We start from the raw sequence: 20,688 nt of genomic DNA on the forward strand, positions 1-20,688 counted from the left end.
GGAGTGGCTTTCACATGGGGAATGAGTTCTCATCGGCTCATAAGGGTACAAACAGGGGTCGTAAGGGTCGTGGCGCGCTGTTTTTCGCCTTTCTGGCGACGACCACGACGCTCGCCGCCGGCATCGCGGCACAGCCGGCCTTTGCGCAGGCGGTTTATTCGGTTCCGGCCGGCCCGCTGAACAAATCGCTGGCAACCTTCGGAAAACTGTCGGGAACGCAGATTTCCTACGATGCCTCGATTGCGCGCGGAAAACTTTCGCAGGGCGTCAGCCGCGCAACAACCCGCGAGCAGGCGATCGTGGAGCTTCTGCGCGGCACGGGCCTCGTTTATTCCTTCACCGACGCCACCTCCGTCGTCATCGCCGCGCCGGTCAGCGCGGCAAGTGCTGCGGCAGCCGGAAACTCCACCCTTCTCGCACCCATTACCGTTCAGGGCACGCGCGGCGCATCCGCATTGCAGCAGGACGGACTGGCGCAGGATGGCTACCGGACAGAGACACTGTCCTCTCTCGGCCTGCTCGGACAGACGGCCATTCGCGATACGCCGTTTTCCGTCACCGTCGCGCCGAGGGAGCTGATCCAGAATATCCAGGCGCAATCCCCGGAGGACATCTACCGCGTCCTGCCGACCATCCGCAGCCAGACGCCGCAGATGTCCGGCTGGGCACCGATGGCCAATATTCGCGGTTTCACCACCTATGACACCGCCGAAGACGGCTTCCGCCGCTCCTACAGCCACGCGACGGTGCTGGAAGACAAGGAACGCACCGAGGTTCTTTCCGGCCTTTCGGGCTTTCTCTATGGCGCGGCCTCGCCCGCGGGCATGATCAACTATGTCTACAAGCGCCCGACGCAGGAGCGTTTGAACAGCGTGACGGTCGGTAATTACGGCGGCGCGCAGGCCTTCGTCCATGGCGATTTCGGCGGCCGCATCGATCCGGAAGGCGACATGGGTTATCGCCTCAATATCGTCCGCTCGGCGGGCGACACCGCCATCGATGACCAGAATGTCGACCGCTTTCTGGCAAGCGGTGCTTTCGACTGGAACATTACCGACCGGCTGAAGCTGGAACTCAATGCTTCCTACAGCAAATACAAGCTGGACGCCGCCAACTCCTACTGGGCTTTCGCAGACGGCGTGTTGCATGGCGATGCACCCGACGCCAGCAGGAACTGGAGCCAGCCCTGGATTCACGACGAAATCGAGAAAAAACGATACTCGGCCAAGCTCACCTACGATGTGAACGACGCCATTACCCTGCGCGGCGGATATATGCGGGAATATATCGACCGGCCGGTTCAGGATCATACGATGAATCTTGTCCAGTCCGCGGAGGAATATTCCCAGATCGCAATTCGCTCCGGCAGGACAAAAAACGTCTTCGACGCCGCGAATATTTTCGCGGACGTCTCCTTCGAAACCGGCGCGGTCTCCCACAAGCTGACCGCCGGCTATTACATGTATCAGGGCAAGGACTGGGGTACGACTTACAACCCCAATACCGGCTGGCAGCCGTCTTTCCCCCTGTCTTCTCCCCGGCATATTGCCGAGCCGACTTTCCCGCCAAACACCGGCACGCTCTACAAGTCCGGCTATGTGCGCAATCATAACTTCGTCGTCGGCGACCAGATCGAATTCGACGAACAATGGTCGGCCCTCGTCGGCGCCAATTACAGCATGATCCAGAGCCAGTCGCTGGACAGCAGCGGCGCCCGCTCCGCACCGGATTACGATGAAGCAAGGCTCTCGCCCTCGGCGTCGCTGCTGTTCAAGCCGATAGAGGCGGTGACGCTCTACGGCAGCTATATCGAAGGCCTCGAGCAGGGCGGCGTCGCGCCGGACACGGCCGCAAATAGCGGGCAGATTCTCGCCCCCATGGTCAGCAAGCAGAAGGAAATCGGCATCAAGGGCGATGTCGGCGACATGCTGCTGACGGCGGCGCTGTTCGACATCTCCAAGGCCTACGAACTGACGACGGATGCCAATGTCTACACGCAGGACGGCCGCCAGCGCCATCGCGGCATCGAGTTCACGGCGACCGGCAAGGTGACGGACGACCTTACCATTCTCGGCGGCGTGACATTCCTCGACGCCAAGGTCGAAGGCGGAACCTATGACGGCAAGCGGCCCATGAATGTCGCCAATGTTCTCGCCAAGGTCTATGCCGAATATGAGGTTCCCACCGTCGATGGTCTCTTCCTGACCGGCGGCCTCTATTACACCGGCAAACAATGGGCGACATCCGAAAACAACGACCGCCTTTCCTCCTATGTCACCGCCGATCTCGGCCTGCGTTACACCACCGAAAACTTCGGCAATCCGCTGACATTCCGGCTGAATGTCAGCAACATCACCGATGAGAACTACTGGCAGAACAGCTATTATCTCGGAGCGCCGAGAACCGTCTCCTTCTCGGTTCAGGCGAAATTCTGATGATGCTGCGCAGTTCCCTGTCCCGCAGAGCGCTGCTTTGCGGGACAGGTGCTTTTTTCCTTACAAACCGGCCGTCATCGGCCGCCCGTTCCGGCGGCATCGTCGCCATGGACTGGGTGAGCGGGCAGAACCTGCTGGCGCTTGGCGTGCAGCCCGCAGCCATGCCGGAACTGGAACGTTATGGCAGCCTCGTCGTCGAACCGGCGCTGTCGCCCTCGGTCGCCGAGCTTGGATTGCGGTCCGAGCCCAATCTGGAACTTGTGGACTATCTTCGGCCAAGCCTCATCCTGCACAGCGACGATTTCACCATGGCTGCCGGCCGGCTTGCCGCCATCGCCCCCACCCACCTTTTCGATTCCGGCGTCACTGCGGGTGAAAACCATTTAGTCAGTGGCAGAAACGCTCTCATCGCGCTCGCCGCGCGGATCGGCGATCCCGGCCGGTTTGACGCGTTTCAGGAAAGTTTCGACGCGGAGATGCGGCAGGCACGAGCACGGTCTCCACCTATGACGGACGGCCTCTGCTGCTGGCGACGGTCATAGATGGCAGGCGACTGCTGGTTTTCGGCAGGAACAGCCTCTTCCAGAATGTTCTCGATCAATTCGGCATCGAGAACGCCTGGGATGGTTACACCTCGCAATACGGTCATACGACAGTGACGGCCGACCAGCTTTCCCGCCATCCGCAGGCGCGGCTTCTGTGCATCGGCGATACCAGCAACGAGAAGCTGGATACGCTTCTCAGCGCGCCGGTCATCAAAAGCTTGCCCTTCATTCGCGAAAACCGGTTGGTGCGGATCAGGGACGTGCTGTTTTATGGCGGATTGCCGCCGGCAAGACGTTTCGCCCGCCTCGTCTCCGAAGCCCTTGCCGGTGAGGCATCGCCATGAAGAGGACGGCGAACATATCCGCGATCGTCATCACATCGCTCGCCATCGTCTGCGCCAGCCTTACCGGCTTCAACCTGTTCCTGCGCATGCCCGATGGGACGCCGCTTGCAGCCCTGTTTTTTCCCGATCCCAACATGACGGCGCAGGTGCTGCTGCACAATACCTTGCTGCCGAGGATCGTGGTGGCGCTGATGACCGGTGCGACGCTCGGCCTTGTCGGGGCGATCCTGCAAAACATTCTGCGCAATCCGCTTGCCGAGCCGGCGACGCTCGGCATTTCGGCCGGTTCCTATCTGCTCCTTGCCGTTGCCACGCTCTGGTTCCCGCAATGGATGGGCGCACGGGAATGGATCGCCTTTGCGGGCGCGGCGCTGTCGCTTCTGGCGATCCTCGCACTCTCCTGGCGCAAAGGCCTATCGCCCGTCACCGTCACGCTGGCAGGCATGATCGTCAGCCTTTATTGCGGCGCTGCGAGCGCCGTTCTGGTGCTGTTCAACCATGATTTTCTCGTCAGCATCTTTTTATGGGGCGCGGGATATCTCGATCAGCAGGACTGGAGCGCCGTCTCCTTTCTGGCCCCCCGTCTCGCCGTGCTCGTCCTTGCAGTCGCGCTGCTTCTTCGCCCCCTGACGATCATGACGCTTGAGGACGCCAATGCAAAAAGCCTCGGCCTGTCGCTTGCCACCTACCGCCTGCTAACGCTGGTGGTAGCGGCGGCCTTGACGGCGGTGGTCACCGCCTCCGTCGGCATCATCAGCTTTATCGGGCTCGCCGCCCCCGCGCTGGCGCGCGCCTGCGGCGCAAGACGAATGGCGGCGCAGCTCGGTTATTCGGCAGCGCTTGGCGCGCTGCTGCTCACCTTGACCGACCAGATCGTCCTGTTTTTTCCCGTCACCTATCGATTGTTCCCGACCGCCGCCGTCACCGCTCTTCTCGGTGCGCCGCTGATGTTTGCGCTGATCCGGCGGCTGAAGATGCCGGCCCCGCCGCAGCCGGGCGCGCAGCCGGCGGCAGCGCGCCTTGCCTCGCCCATTCCGGCTTTGCTCGGTCTCATCACCATTCTCTGCGTCGCCGCCGGCGTCGCACTCTCAGTCGGGAAAAACACGGAGGGCTGGTTTTTATCGGGACTTTACGATCTGCATGGCCTCGGCTGGCGCTGGCCGAGGGCGCTCGCGGCCTTCAGCGGCGGGGCGATGCTGGCGCTTGCCGGCGCCATTCTGCAGCGCGTCACCGGCAATCCCATGGCATCGCCGGAGGTGCTGGGCGTTTCTTCCGGGGCGATGCTCGGCGTCATTCTGGTTCTTCTCACACTCGCCGCCCCCACCCGTGGCGCGCAAATCCTCGCAGGTGCGGCGGGTTCGCTGACGGTTTTGCTGCTGATGCTGACCCTGTCGCGCAAGCCGGGTTTTTCCGGCGACCGGCTACTGCTGATCGGCATTGCGCTCAGTTCCGTCTCCGGTTTCGTCATGGCGGTATTGATGACATCGCAGGATCCGAGGCTCGGTCAGCTTCTCGCCTGGCTTTCCGGCTCCACCTATGCCGTCGCGCCGGGCGAAGCCATCATGGCGGCGGTCCTGCTTTCTGTTGGGCTTGCCTTAACCCCCTTCATTCGCCGCTGGCTGGAAGTGCTGCCGCTTGGCGAAGATATCGCCCGAAATACCGGCGTCTCTGTCGTGGCAAGCCGTAACGGTCTCTATTCGCTTTCCGCCATTCTCACCGCAAGCGCAACAATCCTCGTCGGACCCTTGAGTTTCGCCGGCCTGATGGGACCGCATCTGGCGCGGCTCGCTGGTTTCCAGCGCGCCGGCACGCAATTGCCGGCGGCGGCGCTGATCGGCGGGCTTATCCTGCTCATCGCCGACTGGCTGGGGCGCAACCTTATCTTCCCGTTTCAGATACCCGCGGGCCTCCTGGCGACGGTGGTTGGCGGGCCGTTTTTGCTTGTACTTATCGGAAGGCGCGCATGACCATATTCGCGGATGACAGTTTCAGGATTCTGACAGTGGTCGACAGCCAGCACCTCGCCCCCTTCATGCAGCGCCTGCGCTTTACCGGCACCGGGCTTCACCGTTTCAATACGCTGAAAAACCTCCATGTCAGGCTTTATTTCTCAAAGCAGAACAAGAGCTTCGACTGCAATCTGCGCGCCGCGGAAAATGCTGCCGAACCCGCGGATACCTTCGACGTCCGTTATTACACGATCCGGGCGATAGATCCCGATAGCGGTTTTATCGATATCGATTTCGTTCTGCATGAGGATGCGGGGCCGGGATGTTCCTTTGCCCGGAATGCACGTCCCGGCGCGCTTTGCGGCATGTCCGGCCCGTGCGGGCTGGGAATGAAGCCGGCAAAAAACTATCTGTTGGCAGGGGATGAAACGGCCTTACCCGCCATCGCCCGCATCTGCGAGAACCTGCCCAGGGATGTTAACGGCCAGATTTTCCTTCGGGCCGAGAATTGCCGATATGACATCGTCGCACCGCCCGGCATGCAAATATGCTGGTTGCCGCGCTCGACGGTATCTCCAGCAAAATTCATCGAACATGTTGGCGAGGCGGCGATGGAGACAGCCGCTTCCACCAATGATTATTTCCTGTGGCTCGCCAATGCGTTCTCCCAATGGCAGGACTTCCGGGACAAGTTGTCGGTCCTGTCCAAGAAACGTTATCTCAACGCCTGTTACTGGCGGGACGACATGACGACGAGCCACTGAGGAAGGACGCAAATGACGGTTCCGCAAGAACCCGCATTCAGCCCATACGTTCGGACACATGTTCTCCGGGAGACGCGGGAAAAACGACCGTCCTGTTTCCGTTCAGGAAGACCCGGTGGTGAATATGGGCGTGGATGGCCCGCGCAAGAACCTGGCTTTCCACATCCCGGCCAAGGCTGACATAATCCATCGCACTCTGGGCATGGGTCACGCGGATCGTATCCTGCTCGATGATCGGCCCCTCATCGAGATCGGCGGTGACGTAGTGGGCGGTCGCACCGATCAGCCGCACGCCACGCTCATAGGCCTGTTTATAGGGATTGGCGCCCTTGAAAGACGGCAGGAAAGAATGGTGGATGTTGATGATACGGCCTGACATTTCCTGACACAACGAGTCCGACAGAACCTGCATGTAACGCGCCAGCACCACGAGTTCCGCCCCGTTATCCCGCACCACCTGCAGGATCGCCGCTTCCGCCTCGGGCTTCGTTTCCGGCGTGACACGAATGTGGTGAAAGGGAATATCCTCATTCACCACCTGCTTCTGGTAATCGACATGATTGGAGATCACGGCGACGATCTCGACCGGCAGCGCACCGATGCGGGAACGATAGAGCAGATCGTTCAGGCAATGACCAAAGCGCGAGACCATGATGACGACTTTCGTCTTTCGCGAAAGGTCATGAATATCATAATCCATATCGAAGTCCGCCGCGACGGGACCGAAGCCGTCAAGCAGTGCATCGCGTCCCGATCCCTGTTCGGAAACGAAACTCAACCGCATGAAGAAGCGGCCGGTCTCCTGGTCGGTGAATTGCGAACTGTCGTTGATGTTGCAGCCGGACCGGGCGAGATAACCGGATACGGCGGCGACGATGCCGCTGCGCGCCGGGCACGCGACTTTCATGATATAGGTGGTCAAATCCTGCTCCCCCTTGATGGATCAGCACTCCGGCAGATTGACGGCGATGCCGCCCTGCGAGGTTTCCTTATATTTCACATGCATGTCGCGGCCGGTCTCGCGCATCACGGTGATGCAATTGTCGAACGGCATGAAATGGGTGCCGTCGCCGCGCAGCGAAAGGCTGGCCGCAGAAACGGCCTTGATGGCGCCCAGCGCATTGCGCTCGATGCAGGGAACCTGAACGAGCCCGGCCGCCGGATCGCAGGTCATGCCGAGATGATGCTCCAGTGCGATTTCGGCGGCGTTTTCCACCTGCGCGTTGCTGCCGCCCAGAACCGCGCAAAGCCCGGCCGCCGCCATCGCCGCCGCCGAACCCACCTCGCCCTGGCAGCCGACTTCCGCCCCCGAAATCGAGGCATTGTGTTTGATGAGACCGCCGATTGCCGCCGCCACCAACAGAAGGTCACGGATGCCTTCGCGGTGCGCACCGACGCAATGGTCGAGATAATAGCGCGCCACCGCCGGCACCACGCCCGCAGCACCATTGGTGGGAGACGTGACGACGCGCCCGCCGGCGGCGTTTTCCTCGTTTACCGCCATGGCGTAGACGCTCATCCAGTCATTGGCCTGATGCGGTTGGGTGAGGTTCAGCCCGCGCTCCGATTGCAATTGCGCATGGATAGCCTTCGCCCGGCGCTTCACTTTCAACCCGCCGGGCAGGATTCCCTCCTGCGTCAGGCCCCGCTCGATGCAGCTTTCCATCACCTCCCAGACGCGGTCCAGCCTCGCATCCAGTTCCGGCCCGTAAACAACCTCTTCATTCGCCCGCTTCATCTGAGCGATGGTCTTGCCCGACGCGCGGCCCATGCGCAGCATTTCCGCCGCCGTGCTGAAAGGAAAGGGCACCGGCTGCTGCTTGCCGGCGCTCAATCCCCCGGCCGACCTTTGCAGCTCCGTTTCGGTGACGACGAAGCCGCCGCCAATCGAATAATAGACCTCCCGGTGATAGGTGTTGCCCTGACGATCGCAGGCAATGAGGACCAGCCCGTTGGCATGGCCGGGAAGCGGCGGGCCATAATCGAAGACCAGATCCCTGTCCGGATCGAACCGCAGCGCCGACAGCCCCTCGGGCTCGACGAGGCCGGTCCTGCGCACCTCCGCCTCGATCTCCTCCACCCGGTCGGGATCGAGCGTATCGGGCTTCAGCCCGCACAGGCCGAGAATGACCGCGCGATCCGTCGCATGGCCCGTGCCGGTGAAGGCGAGTGAGCCATGCAGGCTCGCCCGCAGGCCGAACAGGTCTCCGGCCCCCGGGAACTTGTCACCGCCGCGCAGATCGTCAAGAAACCGGGCGGCAGCGACCATGGGCCCCATCGTATGAGAGGACGATGGGCCAATGCCGATCTTGAATATATCGAAGACCGACAGGAACATTTACGAACCGTAGATCGGGAAGGCGTCGCAAAGCGCTGCGACCTGCGCCCGCACGTCGGCCTCGATTGCGGCGTCACCCTCGGCATTCGCCGCCAGCGCATCGATGACGCGCAGGATCAGCGCACCGATCTGTTCGAATTCGGCGACGCCAAAGCCGCGCGTGGTGCCGGCGGAGCTGCCGAGCCGGATACCCGAAGTGACGAAGGGCTTTTCCGGATCGTTGGGGATGGCGTTCTTGTTGCAGGTGAGGCCCGCCCGCTCCAGCGCGATTTCGGCGATCTTGCCGGTCACGCCTTTCGGGCGCAGATCGACCAGCACCATATGGCTGTCGGTTCCGCCCGAGACGATACCCAGACCGCCCTTCGTCAGAACGGCGGCAAGCGCCTGCGCATTGGCGATGACCTGACCGGCGTAATCCGCGAAGTCCGGGCGCAACGCCTCGCCGAAAGCCACGGCCTTGGCGGCGATGACATGCATCAGCGGACCGCCCTGATTGCCGGGGAATACCGCCGAATTGAGCTTTTTGGCGAGATCGGCATCGTTGGTGAGGATAACGCCGCCGCGCGGACCGCGAAGGGTCTTGTGGGTGGTGGAGGTGACGACATGGGCGTGCGGCACGGGGTTCGGATATTTGCCACCGGCGATCAGCCCGGCATAATGGGCCATATCGACCATCAGATAAGCGCCGACTTCGTCGGCTATTCTGCGGAAGCCGGCGAAATCGATCTGACGCGGATAGGCCGATGCGCCCGCCACGATCAGCTTCGGTTTCGTCTCCAGCGCCCGTGCCCGCACCTTCTCCATATCGATCAGATGGGTTTCGGCGTCGACCTCATAAGAGACGACGTCGAACCATTTGCCGGACATGGTGACCGGCGAACCGTGCGTCAGGTGGCCGCCATGGGCCAGTGAAAGTCCCATGATCCGGTCGCCGGGCTGAAGCAGCGCCAGAAACACCGCCTGATTGGCCTGCGCGCCGGAATGCGGCTGCACATTGGCGAATTCCGCGCCGAAGAGCTGCTTCAGCCGGTCGATGGCGACCGCCTCGACCTTATCGACGAATTCGCAGCCGCCGTAATAGCGCTTGCCGGGATAGCCCTCGGCATATTTGTTGGTCAGCACCGAGCCTTGCGCCGCCAGAACATCGGCAGAAACGATGTTTTCCGAAGCGATCAGCTCGATCTGCGTCTTCTGGCGATCGAGTTCCTCGGCGATGGCGTCGGCGATCACCGTGTCCGAAACGGTATTATGCGACAGTCGGTTGAGCATTGTTTTCTTCTCCCAGATCAGGCGATGTCCGCCGCAAGTTCCTTGCAGCCGGTTTCAAGCAGATGGCCAAGATGCGATACGAAACTGTTCCAGATATCCATGCGAAAACGGTTTTCCGCATCGCGCCAGAGCACCACGCTGACGCCGTCGAAAATCGTCCGGCGTCCCTCGCCGACGGCAATCGTGTCAATGTCGCGGGCGCAGCCCAGCGTCAGCAATTCGGCGGCCTGCGGACCTTCGATCAGGAGCGTCACTTCCCGTCCGGAAATATCGACGAGACTATGCGGATGGCTAGCGTAAACGCCTGCGCAGGCGGAGATCAGCCCGTCGACCGCGCTCATAGGTGCAAGCACGGTCCATTCGTCGGGGCCAAGGCGCAGGACCTCGATGTCGCCTGAAGCGGCGCGGAGGCCGATCCGGTCCGGCAGGGTCAGTCCGAGGGCGGCGTTGAGCGGGGCGAGATCGCCGCGCGCCCGCAGCGACAGCCGCGCCTGCGCGGCCAGAATGCTGACCCGGGCTGCTTTGCTCTCGGCCAGCGTGCCGGGAACGGGGGAGGAAACGCGCATGTTCATTGTCATCTCCAGGTCAAATCTTCAGGCGGGTATTTTCGGGATCGACGAAGACCATCCCGGTGATTTTCGCGGCAATGGTGCGGTCCAGCATCGGAATATAGACGGTCTCGCCCATCCGCTCATGAGCGCCCTCAACCAGCGCCAGCGCAATCGGCTGGCCTGCGGCATCCGAGTGATAGGACGACGTGACGTGACCCACCATTTTCATCGGGATCGGCTGTTTCGGATCGAAGACGATCTGTGCGCCCTCTTCCAGCTTCGAGCGGTCTTCAGTCAGAAGACCGACGAGGTGACGGCGGCCCTTGGCGACGAGATCGGGGCGGGCAAGGCCGCGCTTGCCGACGAAATCGGGCTTGTTCTTGCCCACGGCCCAGCCCATCGCCGCATCATAGGGCGTAACCGTGCCATCGGTGTCCTGGCCGACGATGATGTAACCCTTTTCGGCGCGCAGCACATGCATGGTTTCCGTGCCGTAAGGCGTGATGCCATATTGCTGGCCGGCCTCCCACAGGATTTCCCAGAGCTTGCGGCCGAGCGGCGCCGGCACATTGACCTCGAAGCCGATCTCGCCGGTGAAGCTGACGCGGAACAGCCGCGCCGGCATGCCGGCCACGGTGCATTCCACACAGGACATATGCGGGAAGGTCTCTTCCGTCAGTTCGACACCTTCCACCAGCGGCGCAAGCAGCTTTGCCGCGTTCGGGCCGTTCAGCGCAATGGTCGACCATTGTTCGGTGGTCGAGGTCAGCCAGACATTGAGATCGGGCCATTCGGTCTGGAGGTAATCCTCCATCATGTTCAGCACACGGGCGGCGCCGCCGGTCGTGGTGGTGACATGGAAACGGTCCTCGGTCATGCGGCCGATGACGCCATCGTCGCGGATAAAGCCGTCATCGCCGAGCAGCAGGCCATAACGGCAGCGGCCGGCGGCAAGCTTCGTCCAGGGATTGGTATACATGCGGTTCATGAACTCGACCGCATCGGGACCGACAACCTCGATCTTGCCGAGCGTCGAGGCATCGAAAATACCCACACTCTGGCGCACAGCCCGGCATTCACGGCTGACCGCCGCATCCATGTCTTCGCCCGGCTTCGGGAAATACCAGGCGCGACGCCATTGCCCGACCGGCTCATAGACCGCGCCATGCTCCTCAGCCCACCCGTCAATCTGCGTCTTGCGCGTCACTTCGAAATGGGCGCCGCGGTGATAACCTGCAAACGCTCCGAAGGTCGTTGGCGTATAGGGCGGACGGAAGGTGGTCAGTCCCACCTGCGGCTGGCGCTTGCCCAGCGCTTCCGCAGCAATGTTGAGACCGTTGATGTTGGACATCTTGCCCTGATCGGTAGCCATGCCGTTGGTGGTGTAGCGCTTGACATGTTCGATGGAGCGCATGCCCTCGCGCACGGCCAGCCGCAAATCCTTGGCGGTCACGTCGTTCTGGAAATCCACGAAAGCCTTGGCCTTGCCGGCATCACGGTCGCTCGGCAGTTCCGTGTGCGAGACGCCGCTGCCGGTACGGTCATGTTCCACCGCATGGCTGGAACTATTGGCAGTCTTGCCGAGTGCGGCGGCAACTTCACGGCCCCGCTCCGCACCGTCCTTCAGCGCGGCCTCGATGCCCCACAGCCCTCGCCCGGCCCCGGCAATCACGCAATCCTCGTTGGTGAGGGCAGGAAGGAACGTAGTCCGTTCATCATCCCAGGCGATCTTGCCCTGCGTATGGGAAAAGAGATGCAGCGACGGCGTCCAGCCGCCCGACATCAGCACCGCGTCGCAGGCAATTTCCTGTCCCGCACCGACCGACGCGCCATTGACCGCATTGACTCGGACGGACTTGACCCGCAGCCGGCCCGAGGTCGCCGTGACCGTATGCGACAGCTTGACCGGAATGCCGAGCGCACGCGCCTCGCTCACCAGTTCCTCGCGCACCTTGGCGCGGGTATCGACAATGGCCTGAACACGCGCGCCCGCGCCATGAAGATCGAAGGCCGCATACCAGGCGCTGTCATGGCTCGTCACCACCACCGGCCGGTTGCCGACCTTGACGCCGTAGCGGTTGAGATAGGTCTGGGCAGCGCCCGCCAGCATCACACCCGGCCGGTCGTTGCCGTGGAAGACCAGCGGCTTTTCCAGCGCGCCCTGCGCCAGCACCACCTGGCGGGCCCGCACCCGCCACAGGCGCTCGCGCGGCGTATCCTTCGGCACGGTTTCCAGATGGTCGGTCAGCTTTTCGCAGAGGCCGATCATGTTCTGGTGGTAATAGGCAATCGCCGTCGTGCGGGTCATGACCCTGACGCCGCGCTCTTTCAGCGCCTTCAACTCATCCGCCAGCCAGTTCCATGCGGGCTTGCCGTCGATCTTCGCCTGCGGCTCGGACAGAAGCGTACCGCCGGCTTCGGCATTTTCATCGACCAGCACGACCTTCAGACCATCGACCGCCGCCGCACGCGCTGCCGCGAGACCCGCGGGACCGGCGCCGACGATCAGCACATCGCAATGCAGGTTGCGCGAGGCATAGGTGTCGGGGTCCTCCTCCGTCGGCGAAACGCCGAGACCCGCAGCCGCGCGGATGAAGGGCTCGTAGACCTTGTTCCAGAAGCTCTTCGGCCACATGAAGGTCTTGTAATAGAAGCCCGCCGAAAACAGCATATAGGCCATGTCGTTGACCGCGCCGATATCGAATTTCAGGCTCGGATATTTGTTCTGCGAGGTGGTTTCCAGCCCGTTCCAGATTTCCTGCACCGTGGCGCGGGTGTTCGGTTCGAAACGTCCGGCGCTGCGGCGGGTGCCGATCAGCGCATTCGGCTCTTCGGAACCCGCCGCCACCGGGCCGCGCGGGCGGTGGTATTTGAACGAGCGGCCCATCAGATGCACACCATTGGCGAGAAGCGCGGAGGCGACCGTATCGCCCTTCACGCCGCGATAGGTCTTGCCGTCGAAGGTGAAGCTCACGGAGCGGGCGGCATCCACGCGGCCACGGCCGGAAACGCGATAGGAGTTCATTTCGACACCTCGGAACTGGCTGGTGCACGGGTCAGGGAAGAAAGTTCAGGACGCGGCTCGCCGGCCCGATAGGTCGTGAGGAAACGGTCGCTCACCGTATCACGCACGGCGTTGAAGAAGCGGCCGCAGCCATGCAGGTGCCGCCAGCGCTCGAAATGCGGACCTTTCACGTTTTCGCGGATGAACAGGAATTCTTCCCATTGCTCATCGGTCTGCGACGAGGGATCGGCGGCGCGGGTAATATGGGCCTGCCCGGCATAGGTGAATTCGGCTTCCGGCAGTGTTTCGTTGCAATAGGGGCAGCGGATCAGCAGCATGGTTCTATCCTCAGTGCGCCACGGCTGCGGCGGCGGCCTCGTCGATCAGGCGGCCGGAACGGAAGCGCTCCAGCGTGAACGGCGCGTTGATCGGGTGCGGTTCGTTTTTGGCGATGGTCCAGGCGAAGGTATGGGCAGCGCCCGGTGTGGCCTTGAAGCCGCCCGTGCCCCAGCCGCAATTGACGTAAAGCCCGTCAACCGGCGTCTTGCCGAGAATGGCCGAGCGATCCGGCGTCACATCGACGATGCCGCCCCATTTGCGCAGCATCCGCATGCGGTTGAAGATCGGGAAAATCTCGACGATGGCCGCGATGGTATGCTCGATCAGCGGCAGGCCGCCGCGCTGCGAATAGGAGGTATATTGGTCCGTACCCGAACCGATCACCAGCTCGCCCTTGTCGGACTGGCTGATATAGGCGTGAACCGCGTTCGACATTACCACGCAGGGGAAGATCGGCTTGATCGGCTCCGACACCAGCGCCTGCAACGGATAGCTTTCGAGCGGCAGGCGCACGCCGGCCGTGTCCATGACGACCGAGGTGTGGCCGGCGGCCGAAACCGCGACCTTCTTCGCCTTGATGAAGCCCCTCGCCGTCTCGACGCCCGCGACGGAGCCGTCGGCGTTGCGGCGAATGGCCGTGACCGGGCAGTTCTGGATGATATCGACGCCGCGGGCGGCGGCGCCGCGCGCATAACCCCAGGCGACGGCATCATGGCGGGCCGTGCCGGCCCGTTCCTGAAGCGCGCCGCCCATGACCGGATAGCGGGCATTCGGCGCGATGCTGAGCGGCGGGCAATATTCCTTGCACTCTTCCGGGGTGAGCCAGCGATTGTCGACGCCGTTCAAACGGTTGGAGTGGATGTGGCGCTTGAAGCTCTGCACGTCATGCACATTATGCGCCAGCATCAGCACGCCGCGCCTTGAATACATGACGTTGTAATTCAGCTCCTGGCTCAAGTTCTCCCACAGATCGACGGCGTGATCGTAAAGACGCGCGCTCTCGTCATAGAGATAGTTCGAGCGGATGATCGTGGTGTTGCGGCCGGTATTGCCGCCGCCGAGCCAGCCCTTGTCGATGACAGCGACATTGGTGATGCCGTGCTGGCTGGCCAGATAATAGGCAGCGCCCAGACCATGGCCGCCGGCGCCGACGATGACCACGTCATATTCGGCTTTCGGCTGACTGTCGGGCCATTGCTCGTCCCAGTTCTTGTGGCCGGTCAGGGCATTCCGCAAAAGATTGAAGGCATTAAAACGCGTCATGAGCGGACCCGATGGTTGGAAAATCTCGTGTCGCAAAAGCTAGGAGCATTTGCCGCGCGCCGGCTGGACAATCGCGTCTGTTTGCATGAATATTTGCGTCATGACCTCACACCGCGCCAGAAAACGCCTCAGCGTCGCCTTCCTGCTTGCCGACCGCTTCACGCTGTCGGCCTTCGCGAATTTCGTCGATGTGCTGCGCCTTGCGGCCGATGAGGCGGACCGTTCACGGCCTATCCTGTGCGAATGGTCGGTGCTTTCGGCGACCATGAGCAGCGTGCAGTCGAGCTGCGGCGTGAAGGTGCAGCCGGATACGCGGCTGATGGACGCCGGGCATTACGACTACATCGTCGTTGTCGGCGGCTTGATCAGCGATCACAGCGCCCTGCCGCAGGAGGCGCTGCGCTTCCTGAAAGAAAGGGCGGCGGCGGGCGTTCCCATCGTCGGGCTGTGCACCGGCGTTTTCATCCTGCACGAAGCGGGCCTGCTCGATGGTTATCGCTGCTGCGTGAGCTGGTTCCACCATCAGGATTTTCTCGACCGTTTCGATACCGTCCAGATGATCTCCGACCAGATCTTCGTCATCGACCGCGACCGGCTGACCTGTTCCGGCGGCCACGGCGCCGCGCATCTGGCAGCCTTCCTCGTCGAGCGTCATGTCGGCCAGTCCGCCGCCATCAAGAGCCTCAACATCATGATGATCGACAGCGCGCTGAGCGGCGAAAAGCCTCAACCCGGCCAGCAGAGCGCGCGCAAAGCCAACGATCCCCTCGTCAAAAAAGCAATCCTGCGGATGCAGCAGAATATCGAGGTTCCGAGAACCGTGCTGGAACTGGCGAATGATCTCGGTCTTGGCCGCCGCAGCCTCGAACGGCGTTTCCTCGCCGACCTGGGCGCAACGCCTTCGAAGGTCTATCTCGAACTGCGGCTGGATCGCGCTTTGTCGCTCCTGCGCACAACGCGTGACAGCATCACCCAGATTGCGCTCGCCACCGGTTTTTGCGATGCGCCGCACCTTTCCCGCACGCTACGAGCCGAGCGCGGTTTCACCCCCAGCGAATATCGCAAGACTCAGGCCGGCCACGTCGCAACCGACGAAGAATTCGCCGTCGGCGTGCTGCTTCCACAATCCTGAACATCCTTCAGTCACCCGTGTGAACAAGCCTTCTGCCGCACGGCAGGGGGTGCAACGGGGCAGGATCATCGAGCTTTCGCAAACAACGAACATTCTTTAAAGCGAAATATATTCAATATATTGCACGTCTCCCGATGTGCGATTTTCCCAAAATGAATAATTTTCTTATAAGCAATGTATAACGAAATTATACAATTTCATTGACTCATCCGGCGACCCGTGCCAGCTTTTCATCGTCGACACGAATGGAATGCGCCCGCACCGGTTTGGGCAGGAGGTTTGGATGAAGAACGGCAAGAATGGCTTGTACGAAGATATCAAGCACCAGATTCTGACGATGGAACTCGACCCCGACCAGGATCTGGATGAGGTAAGCCTCGGCGCGCGCTACGGCCTGTCGCGCACCCCTGTCCGGGAAATCTTCCGCCGTCTCGAGGGTGAAGGTTATATCGATATCCGCGCCAATCGCGGTGCGCGTGTCATTCCGATGAACCACCAGACTCTGCGACACTTCTTTCTCGTCGCCCCGATGATCTATGCCGCGATCGGCCGCCTCGCCGTGCAGAATTTCCGGCCGAAACAGCTGGGTGAACTGAAGGACACGCAGGAACGGTTCCGCAAGGCGAGCGCAACGGGCGATGCTCCGTCGATGGTGGTGGAAAACAACCATTTCCACGCGCTGATCGGCGACATGTCCGGGAATGTCTATCTTCAGGCAAGCCTCGGCCGCCTGCTGATCGATCACGCCCGCATCGGCCACACCTTTTACCGGCCGCGCAACGATGACATGCGCGAGCGCCTGAAACTCGCCGTCGAGCACCATGACGGCTTCATCGCCGCGATTGAAAAGCATGACGAGGACGCCGTCGTCGATCTGGTCTTCGAACATTGGGAATTGTCGCGCGAGAACATGGAAATGTTCATCGCACCACAGGGAATGAAGGCGGATGCCCTCGTCGAGGTGCCCGTTGCAGCGATGGAGAAATCGTCTTGAAGTTCGAAGGCATATATACCCCGGCGATCACGCCGCTCGGGCCGGAAGGGCAGATCGACCGTGACGGTTTTGCAGCCGTTCTGGAACAGCTGATCGAAGCGAAGGTGCATGGCATCATCGTCGGCGGCTCCACGGGCGAATATTACGCGCAGACGGCGCAGGAGCGCTTCGATCTTGCGGCTTACGCAAAGGACGTTATCGGCACACGGCTGCCGCTGATCGTCGGCACCGGGGCCACGCGCACCGAGGATTCCATCGAATATGCCAGGGCCGCAAAGGACATCGGGGCCGACGCCATTCTCGTCTCCTCCCCGCCCTATGCCCTGCCGACGGAGCGCGAAAATGCGGTCCACGCCCTTGCCGTCGACCGCGCCGCCAACCTGCCGATCATGCTCTACAATTACCCCGCCCGCATGGGTGTGATGATGGGCGAGGACTATTTCGCCCGCGTCGGAAAATCGAGAAATGTCGTCGCCATCAAGGAAAGCTCCGGCGACATGGGCAATCTGCATCGCCTCGCCCGCAAGTTCCCGCATATCGCGCTCTCCTGCGGCTGGGACGATCAGGCGTTGGAGTTCTTCGCCTGGGGCGCGCGGAGCTGGGTCTGTGCGGGCTCGAATTTCCTGCCGCGCGAACATGTGGCGCTCTATGAGGCCTGCGTTCTGGAAAAGAATTTCGACAAGGGCCGCGCGATCATGACCGCGATGCTGCCGCTGATGGATTTCCTCGAATGCGGAAAATTCGTGCAGTCCATCAAGCACGGCTGCGAAATCATCGGCCTGAAGGCAGGTCCCGTCCGCGCGCCGCTCAGGCCGCTCAATTCCGAGGAAAAACGCACTCTCCAGACTGTCGTCGCCACCTTGAAGCGCACCGTTGCCCAGATCACGTCGGGAGCCAATCATGCATGAACCTTTGACCGCCGCCGAATACCGGGCGATTGCCGCCGATCTTCAATTGCCCGCCAACGCCTTCATCGACGGCGCTTTCGTGCCGGCCAAATCCGGCAAGACATTTATCTCGACCAACCCCGCCACCGGCGAAAAACTGGCCGATATCGCAGCCTGTGACGCAAGCGATGTCGACCACGCAGTCGCAAAAGCGCGGGAAGCCTTCAAAGACGGCCGCTGGCGTCAGCTCGCACCTGCGGAACGCAAGGAAATCCTGCTGGAATTCGCCAAGCTGCTTGAGCGCAACCGGCACGAACTGGCGGTCATGGAAAGCCTCGACAGCGGCAAGCCGATCCGCGAGTGCCAGACTGTCGATATTCCCGATACTATCCATACCATTCGCTGGCATGCCGAATTGATCGACAAGCTCTACGACAATACCGCCCCGGTCACCGGCAATGCACTTGCCATGATCGTGCGCGAACCCGTCGGCGTCGTCGGCTGTGTCCTGCCATGGAACTTCCCGCTGCTGATGCTGGCATGGAAGATTGGCCCCGCACTTGCCTCCGGCTGCTCGGTCATCGTCAAGCCGGCTGCGGAAACGACACTGACGACTTTGCGTGTCGCCGAACTGGCCCATGAGGCGGGCATTCCCGCCGGCGTCTTCAATGTCGTCACCGGCGGTGGCAAAGAAGTCGGCGAACCGATCGGCATGCATATGGATGTCGACATGGTGGCCTTCACCGGCTCGACACCGACCGGCCGACGGTTCCTGCGTTATGCCGCCGATTCCAACCTCAAGCGCGTCGTGCTCGAATGCGGCGGCAAGAACCCGGCCGTGGTGCTGGACGATGCCGAAGACCTCGATCTCGTTGCCGAACAGGTCGTCAACGGCGCGTTCTGGAACATGGGCGAGAATTGCTCGGCCTCCTCGCGGCTGATCGTCGATGCGAAAGTCAAGGACGAGCTGCTCCAGCGGATCGGCGCCTATATGCGCGAATGGAAGATGGGAGACCCCCTCGACCCAGAAAACCGTGTGGGATCGCTGGTCAGCAAGGCTCATTTCGACAAGGTCCATTCCTTCCTCGACGACGTGAAGACCGAAAAGCTTTCCATCGTTCACGGCGGCAAGACCGAAAAGGGTATCTTCATCGAACCCACGGTGGTCGATGACGTCACGCCGTCGAGCCGTCTTTTCCAGGAAGAAATCTTCGGCCCGATCCTGTCGGTGACGAGTTTCAACACGCTCGCCGAGGCCGTGGCTCTTGCCAACGACACCAATTACGGCCTTGCGGCCTCCGTCTATACCGCAAGCCTGCGCAAGGCGATCCGGCTGTCGCGCGACATCCGCGCCGGCATCGTAACCGTCAACTGCTTCGGCGAGGGCGACGCCACGACGCCCTTCGGCGGTTACAAGGAATCCGGTTTCGGCGGGCGCGACAAGTCGATTTTCGCGCACGACAATTATTGCGAACTCAAGACGATCTGGATCGACATATCGGATCGTTCGGTGGACGAGACGGTCAGATGACGAGCCGGTCCGTCAAACGTTTGCCGGTCGAAAACGGCATCTCGGGCTGGGAGGCGATCAGCAAGCGTTCGTCCCCGGTCCGCAGCCTGGAAGGCAACGTCACGGCGGACTGGTTGATCATCGGCGCGGGCTTTGCCGGTCTTTCCGCCGCCCGCCGTTTGCTGGAGCTTTGCCCCGGCGACAGGATCGTCGTGCTCGATGCGAGCGAGGTGGGCAAAGGAACCTCGGGCCGCAATTCGGGCTTCATGATCGACGTCCCGCATAATCTCGCATCCGGTGAATATTCGAGCGGCGCTGCCGATGCCACCAAAGTCGAGATGGAACAGAACCGCTCGGCGATAAAATTCGCCGCGGAGGCCGCCGCGGAATACGGAATGTCACACCAGACATTCGATCCGGCCGGAAAGATAAATGCCGCCGCAACCGCACGCGGCATGAAGCTCAATGAAAGTTTCGGCCTGTCGCTGAAAAACGCCGGCGAGAAGCACAGTTTCCTCGACGCTGCGCAGATGCGCGCGCTGACCGGATCGGATTATTATCTCGGCGGGCTATATACGCCGGGCGCAGTGCTGATCCAGCCGGCGGACTATATCCGTGAATTCGCCGCCGGCCTTTCGCGCAGGGTGGACCTGTTCGAACATTCGCCGGTGACCGCCCTGAAACGTGAGGGCGGCGTGTGGAGCGCCATGTGCCCGCGCGGCAGCGTCACCGCCCCAAAGGTCGTTCTCGGGGTCAACGGGCACATCGATGATTTCGGCCATTTCCAGGGCCGGCTGATGCACATCTTCGCCTATGCCTCGATGACGGCGCCGTTTCCTGCGGAGGATTTCGGCCGCAAGACGTCCGGACACGACAATTGGGCGCTGCTTCCCGCCGACGCCATGGGGGCGACCGTCAGGAAGATCACCTCCGGCGGCCAGTCGCGCATCGCAATCCGCACGAAATATACCTACGACACCACCCTTTCGCTGAGAGAACAGCGGCTCTCGAAGATGGTGGACGCGCATCGGCGCTCGCTCGACGCCCGCTTTCCCGGTCTCAAGGGCATAGCGTTCGAGCATAGCTGGGCCGGGCGCATCTGCCTCAGCCGCAACCACGTGCCCGCTTTCGGCGAGATCGAGGAAGGGCTTTTTTCCGCCTGCTGCGAAAATGGTCTCGGCACGGTGAAAAGCACACTCGCCGGCATGATGGCGGCGGAACTGGCGACCGGCAACACCTCCCGGCGTCTTCAGGAATACATGGATCACCCTCAGCCGTCCCGGCTGCCGCCGGAACCGTTCGCGTGGCTGGGAATCAATTCGGTGATCCGTTTGCAGGAATTGCGTGCAGGCCGCGAGGGATGA

General features: G+C 61.9%; 17 protein-coding genes. 10 read left to right on the top strand and 7 right to left on the bottom strand.

Features of this window, described 5'->3' with window-relative positions; genetic code table 11:
• Positions 1–14 precede the first annotated feature (14 nt).
• The 5 genes from L901_RS25330 (at position 15) to L901_RS25345 (ending at position 6,037) form a co-directional block, all read left to right on the top strand.
• Positions 15–2,435 carry a TonB-dependent receptor gene (locus L901_RS25330; protein ID WP_082710828.1) on the top strand — a complete coding sequence of 807 codons (2,421 nt, stop codon included), beginning with the start codon at positions 15–17 and terminating at the stop codon, positions 2,433–2,435.
• On the top strand, positions 2,435–2,977 hold the full coding sequence (locus L901_RS27780; RefSeq protein ID WP_245289694.1) for an ABC transporter substrate-binding protein: 543 nt from the start codon (positions 2,435–2,437) through the stop codon (positions 2,975–2,977). The genes L901_RS25330 and L901_RS27780 overlap by 1 nt, the downstream gene beginning before the upstream one ends.
• Before the next feature lie 113 nt (positions 2,978–3,090).
• Positions 3,091–3,324 carry a hypothetical protein gene (locus tag L901_RS27785; RefSeq protein ID WP_245289695.1) on the top strand — a complete coding sequence of 78 codons (234 nt, stop codon included), beginning with the start codon at positions 3,091–3,093 and terminating at the stop codon, positions 3,322–3,324.
• On the top strand, positions 3,321–5,291 hold the full coding sequence (gene fhuB, locus L901_RS25340) for a Fe(3+)-hydroxamate ABC transporter permease FhuB (protein WP_059761116.1): 1,971 nt from the start codon (positions 3,321–3,323) through the stop codon (positions 5,289–5,291). The genes L901_RS27785 and fhuB overlap by 4 nt, the downstream gene beginning before the upstream one ends.
• Positions 5,288–6,037: a siderophore-interacting protein gene (locus tag L901_RS25345; protein WP_059761118.1), complete on the top strand. Its 750-nt coding sequence runs from the start codon at positions 5,288–5,290 to the stop codon at positions 6,035–6,037. The genes fhuB and L901_RS25345 overlap by 4 nt, the downstream gene beginning before the upstream one ends.
• A 37-nt stretch (positions 6,038–6,074) precedes the next feature.
• Here L901_RS25345 and purU read toward each other — a convergent pair whose 3' ends face one another.
• Genes purU through L901_RS25380 form a run of 7 tightly spaced genes read right to left on the bottom strand, consistent with a single transcriptional unit; the run spans position 6,075 to position 14,801 of the window.
• Positions 6,075–6,959, bottom strand: coding sequence for a formyltetrahydrofolate deformylase (gene purU / locus L901_RS25350; protein WP_082710829.1), 885 nt, complete (start codon positions 6,957–6,959; stop codon positions 6,075–6,077).
• 21 nt (positions 6,960–6,980) lie between these two features.
• Positions 6,981–8,375 carry an L-serine ammonia-lyase gene (locus L901_RS25355; protein WP_059761121.1) on the bottom strand — a complete coding sequence of 465 codons (1,395 nt, stop codon included), beginning with the start codon at positions 8,373–8,375 and terminating at the stop codon, positions 6,981–6,983.
• Positions 8,376–9,644 (bottom strand): serine hydroxymethyltransferase, encoded by a 1,269-nt coding sequence (glyA, locus tag L901_RS25360; RefSeq protein ID WP_059761123.1) that lies wholly within the window; start codon positions 9,642–9,644, stop codon positions 8,376–8,378.
• A gap of 17 nt (positions 9,645–9,661) precedes the next feature.
• Positions 9,662–10,216: a sarcosine oxidase subunit gamma family protein gene (soxG, locus tag L901_RS25365; protein ID WP_059761125.1), complete on the bottom strand. Its 555-nt coding sequence runs from the start codon at positions 10,214–10,216 to the stop codon at positions 9,662–9,664.
• Between the two features lie 13 nt (positions 10,217–10,229).
• Positions 10,230–13,220, bottom strand: a complete 2,991-nt coding sequence (locus tag L901_RS25370) for a sarcosine oxidase subunit alpha (RefSeq protein ID WP_059761127.1) — start codon at positions 13,218–13,220, stop codon at positions 10,230–10,232.
• Positions 13,217–13,537, bottom strand: a complete 321-nt coding sequence (locus tag L901_RS25375; protein WP_003504489.1) for a sarcosine oxidase subunit delta — start codon at positions 13,535–13,537, stop codon at positions 13,217–13,219. The genes L901_RS25370 and L901_RS25375 overlap by 4 nt, the downstream gene beginning before the upstream one ends.
• 10 nt (positions 13,538–13,547) lie before the next feature.
• A complete protein-coding gene (locus L901_RS25380) occupies positions 13,548–14,801 on the bottom strand; it encodes a sarcosine oxidase subunit beta family protein (protein ID WP_059761129.1) in 1,254 nt (417 codons plus the stop codon).
• 85 nt (positions 14,802–14,886) lie between these two features.
• Between L901_RS25380 and L901_RS25385 the strand changes: the two genes are divergently transcribed.
• From L901_RS25385 to L901_RS25405, 5 genes are all read left to right on the top strand, one after another.
• Positions 14,887–15,933, top strand: coding sequence for a GlxA family transcriptional regulator (locus L901_RS25385; RefSeq protein ID WP_059761275.1), 1,047 nt, complete (start codon positions 14,887–14,889; stop codon positions 15,931–15,933).
• Positions 15,934–16,216: 283 nt separating this feature from the next.
• Positions 16,217–16,927 carry a GntR family transcriptional regulator gene (locus L901_RS25390; RefSeq protein ID WP_059761131.1) on the top strand — a complete coding sequence of 237 codons (711 nt, stop codon included), beginning with the start codon at positions 16,217–16,219 and terminating at the stop codon, positions 16,925–16,927.
• A complete protein-coding gene (locus L901_RS25395; RefSeq protein ID WP_059761133.1) occupies positions 16,924–17,835 on the top strand; it encodes a dihydrodipicolinate synthase family protein in 912 nt (303 codons plus the stop codon). Before L901_RS25390 ends, L901_RS25395 begins: the two co-directional genes overlap by 4 nt.
• Complete coding sequence (locus L901_RS25400; RefSeq protein ID WP_059761135.1) at positions 17,828–19,345, top strand: aldehyde dehydrogenase; 1,518 nt, start codon at positions 17,828–17,830, stop codon at positions 19,343–19,345. The genes L901_RS25395 and L901_RS25400 overlap by 8 nt, the downstream gene beginning before the upstream one ends.
• Entirely contained in the window at positions 19,342–20,688 is a 1,347-nt protein-coding gene (locus L901_RS25405; RefSeq protein ID WP_059761137.1) for an FAD-binding oxidoreductase, read from the top strand. Before L901_RS25400 ends, L901_RS25405 begins: the two co-directional genes overlap by 4 nt.

Source organism: Agrobacterium sp. D14 (assembly GCF_001526505.1).
GTDB classification, from domain to species: Bacteria; Pseudomonadota; Alphaproteobacteria; order Rhizobiales; family Rhizobiaceae; genus Agrobacterium; species Agrobacterium leguminum.

What these genes read in the sequence shown, in the direction of transcription:
- L901_RS25330 (WP_082710828.1), top strand. Translation starts at nt 15, where the DNA reads ATGGGGAATGAGTTCTCATCGGCTCATAAGGGTACAAACAGGGGTCGT.
- L901_RS27780 (WP_245289694.1), top strand. Translation starts at nt 2,435, where the DNA reads ATGATGCTGCGCAGTTCCCTGTCCCGCAGAGCGCTGCTTTGCGGGACA.
- fhuB (WP_059761116.1), top strand. Translation starts at nt 3,321, where the DNA reads ATGAAGAGGACGGCGAACATATCCGCGATCGTCATCACATCGCTCGCC.
- L901_RS25345 (WP_059761118.1), top strand. Translation starts at nt 5,288, where the DNA reads ATGACCATATTCGCGGATGACAGTTTCAGGATTCTGACAGTGGTCGAC.
- L901_RS25355 (WP_059761121.1), bottom strand. Translation starts at nt 8,375, where the DNA reads ATGTTCCTGTCGGTCTTCGATATATTCAAGATCGGCATTGGCCCATCG.
- glyA (WP_059761123.1), bottom strand. Translation starts at nt 9,644, where the DNA reads ATGCTCAACCGACTGTCGCATAATACCGTTTCGGACACGGTGATCGCC.
- soxG (WP_059761125.1), bottom strand. Translation starts at nt 10,216, where the DNA reads ATGAACATGCGCGTTTCCTCCCCCGTTCCCGGCACGCTGGCCGAGAGC.
- L901_RS25370 (WP_059761127.1), bottom strand. Translation starts at nt 13,220, where the DNA reads ATGAACTCCTATCGCGTTTCCGGCCGTGGCCGCGTGGATGCCGCCCGC.
- L901_RS25375 (WP_003504489.1), bottom strand. Translation starts at nt 13,537, where the DNA reads ATGCTGCTGATCCGCTGCCCCTATTGCAACGAAACACTGCCGGAAGCC.
- L901_RS25380 (WP_059761129.1), bottom strand. Translation starts at nt 14,801, where the DNA reads ATGACGCGTTTTAATGCCTTCAATCTTTTGCGGAATGCCCTGACCGGC.
- L901_RS25385 (WP_059761275.1), top strand. Translation starts at nt 14,887, where the DNA reads ATGAATATTTGCGTCATGACCTCACACCGCGCCAGAAAACGCCTCAGC.
- L901_RS25390 (WP_059761131.1), top strand. Translation starts at nt 16,217, where the DNA reads ATGAAGAACGGCAAGAATGGCTTGTACGAAGATATCAAGCACCAGATT.
- L901_RS25400 (WP_059761135.1), top strand. Translation starts at nt 17,828, where the DNA reads ATGCATGAACCTTTGACCGCCGCCGAATACCGGGCGATTGCCGCCGAT.
- L901_RS25405 (WP_059761137.1), top strand. Translation starts at nt 19,342, where the DNA reads ATGACGAGCCGGTCCGTCAAACGTTTGCCGGTCGAAAACGGCATCTCG.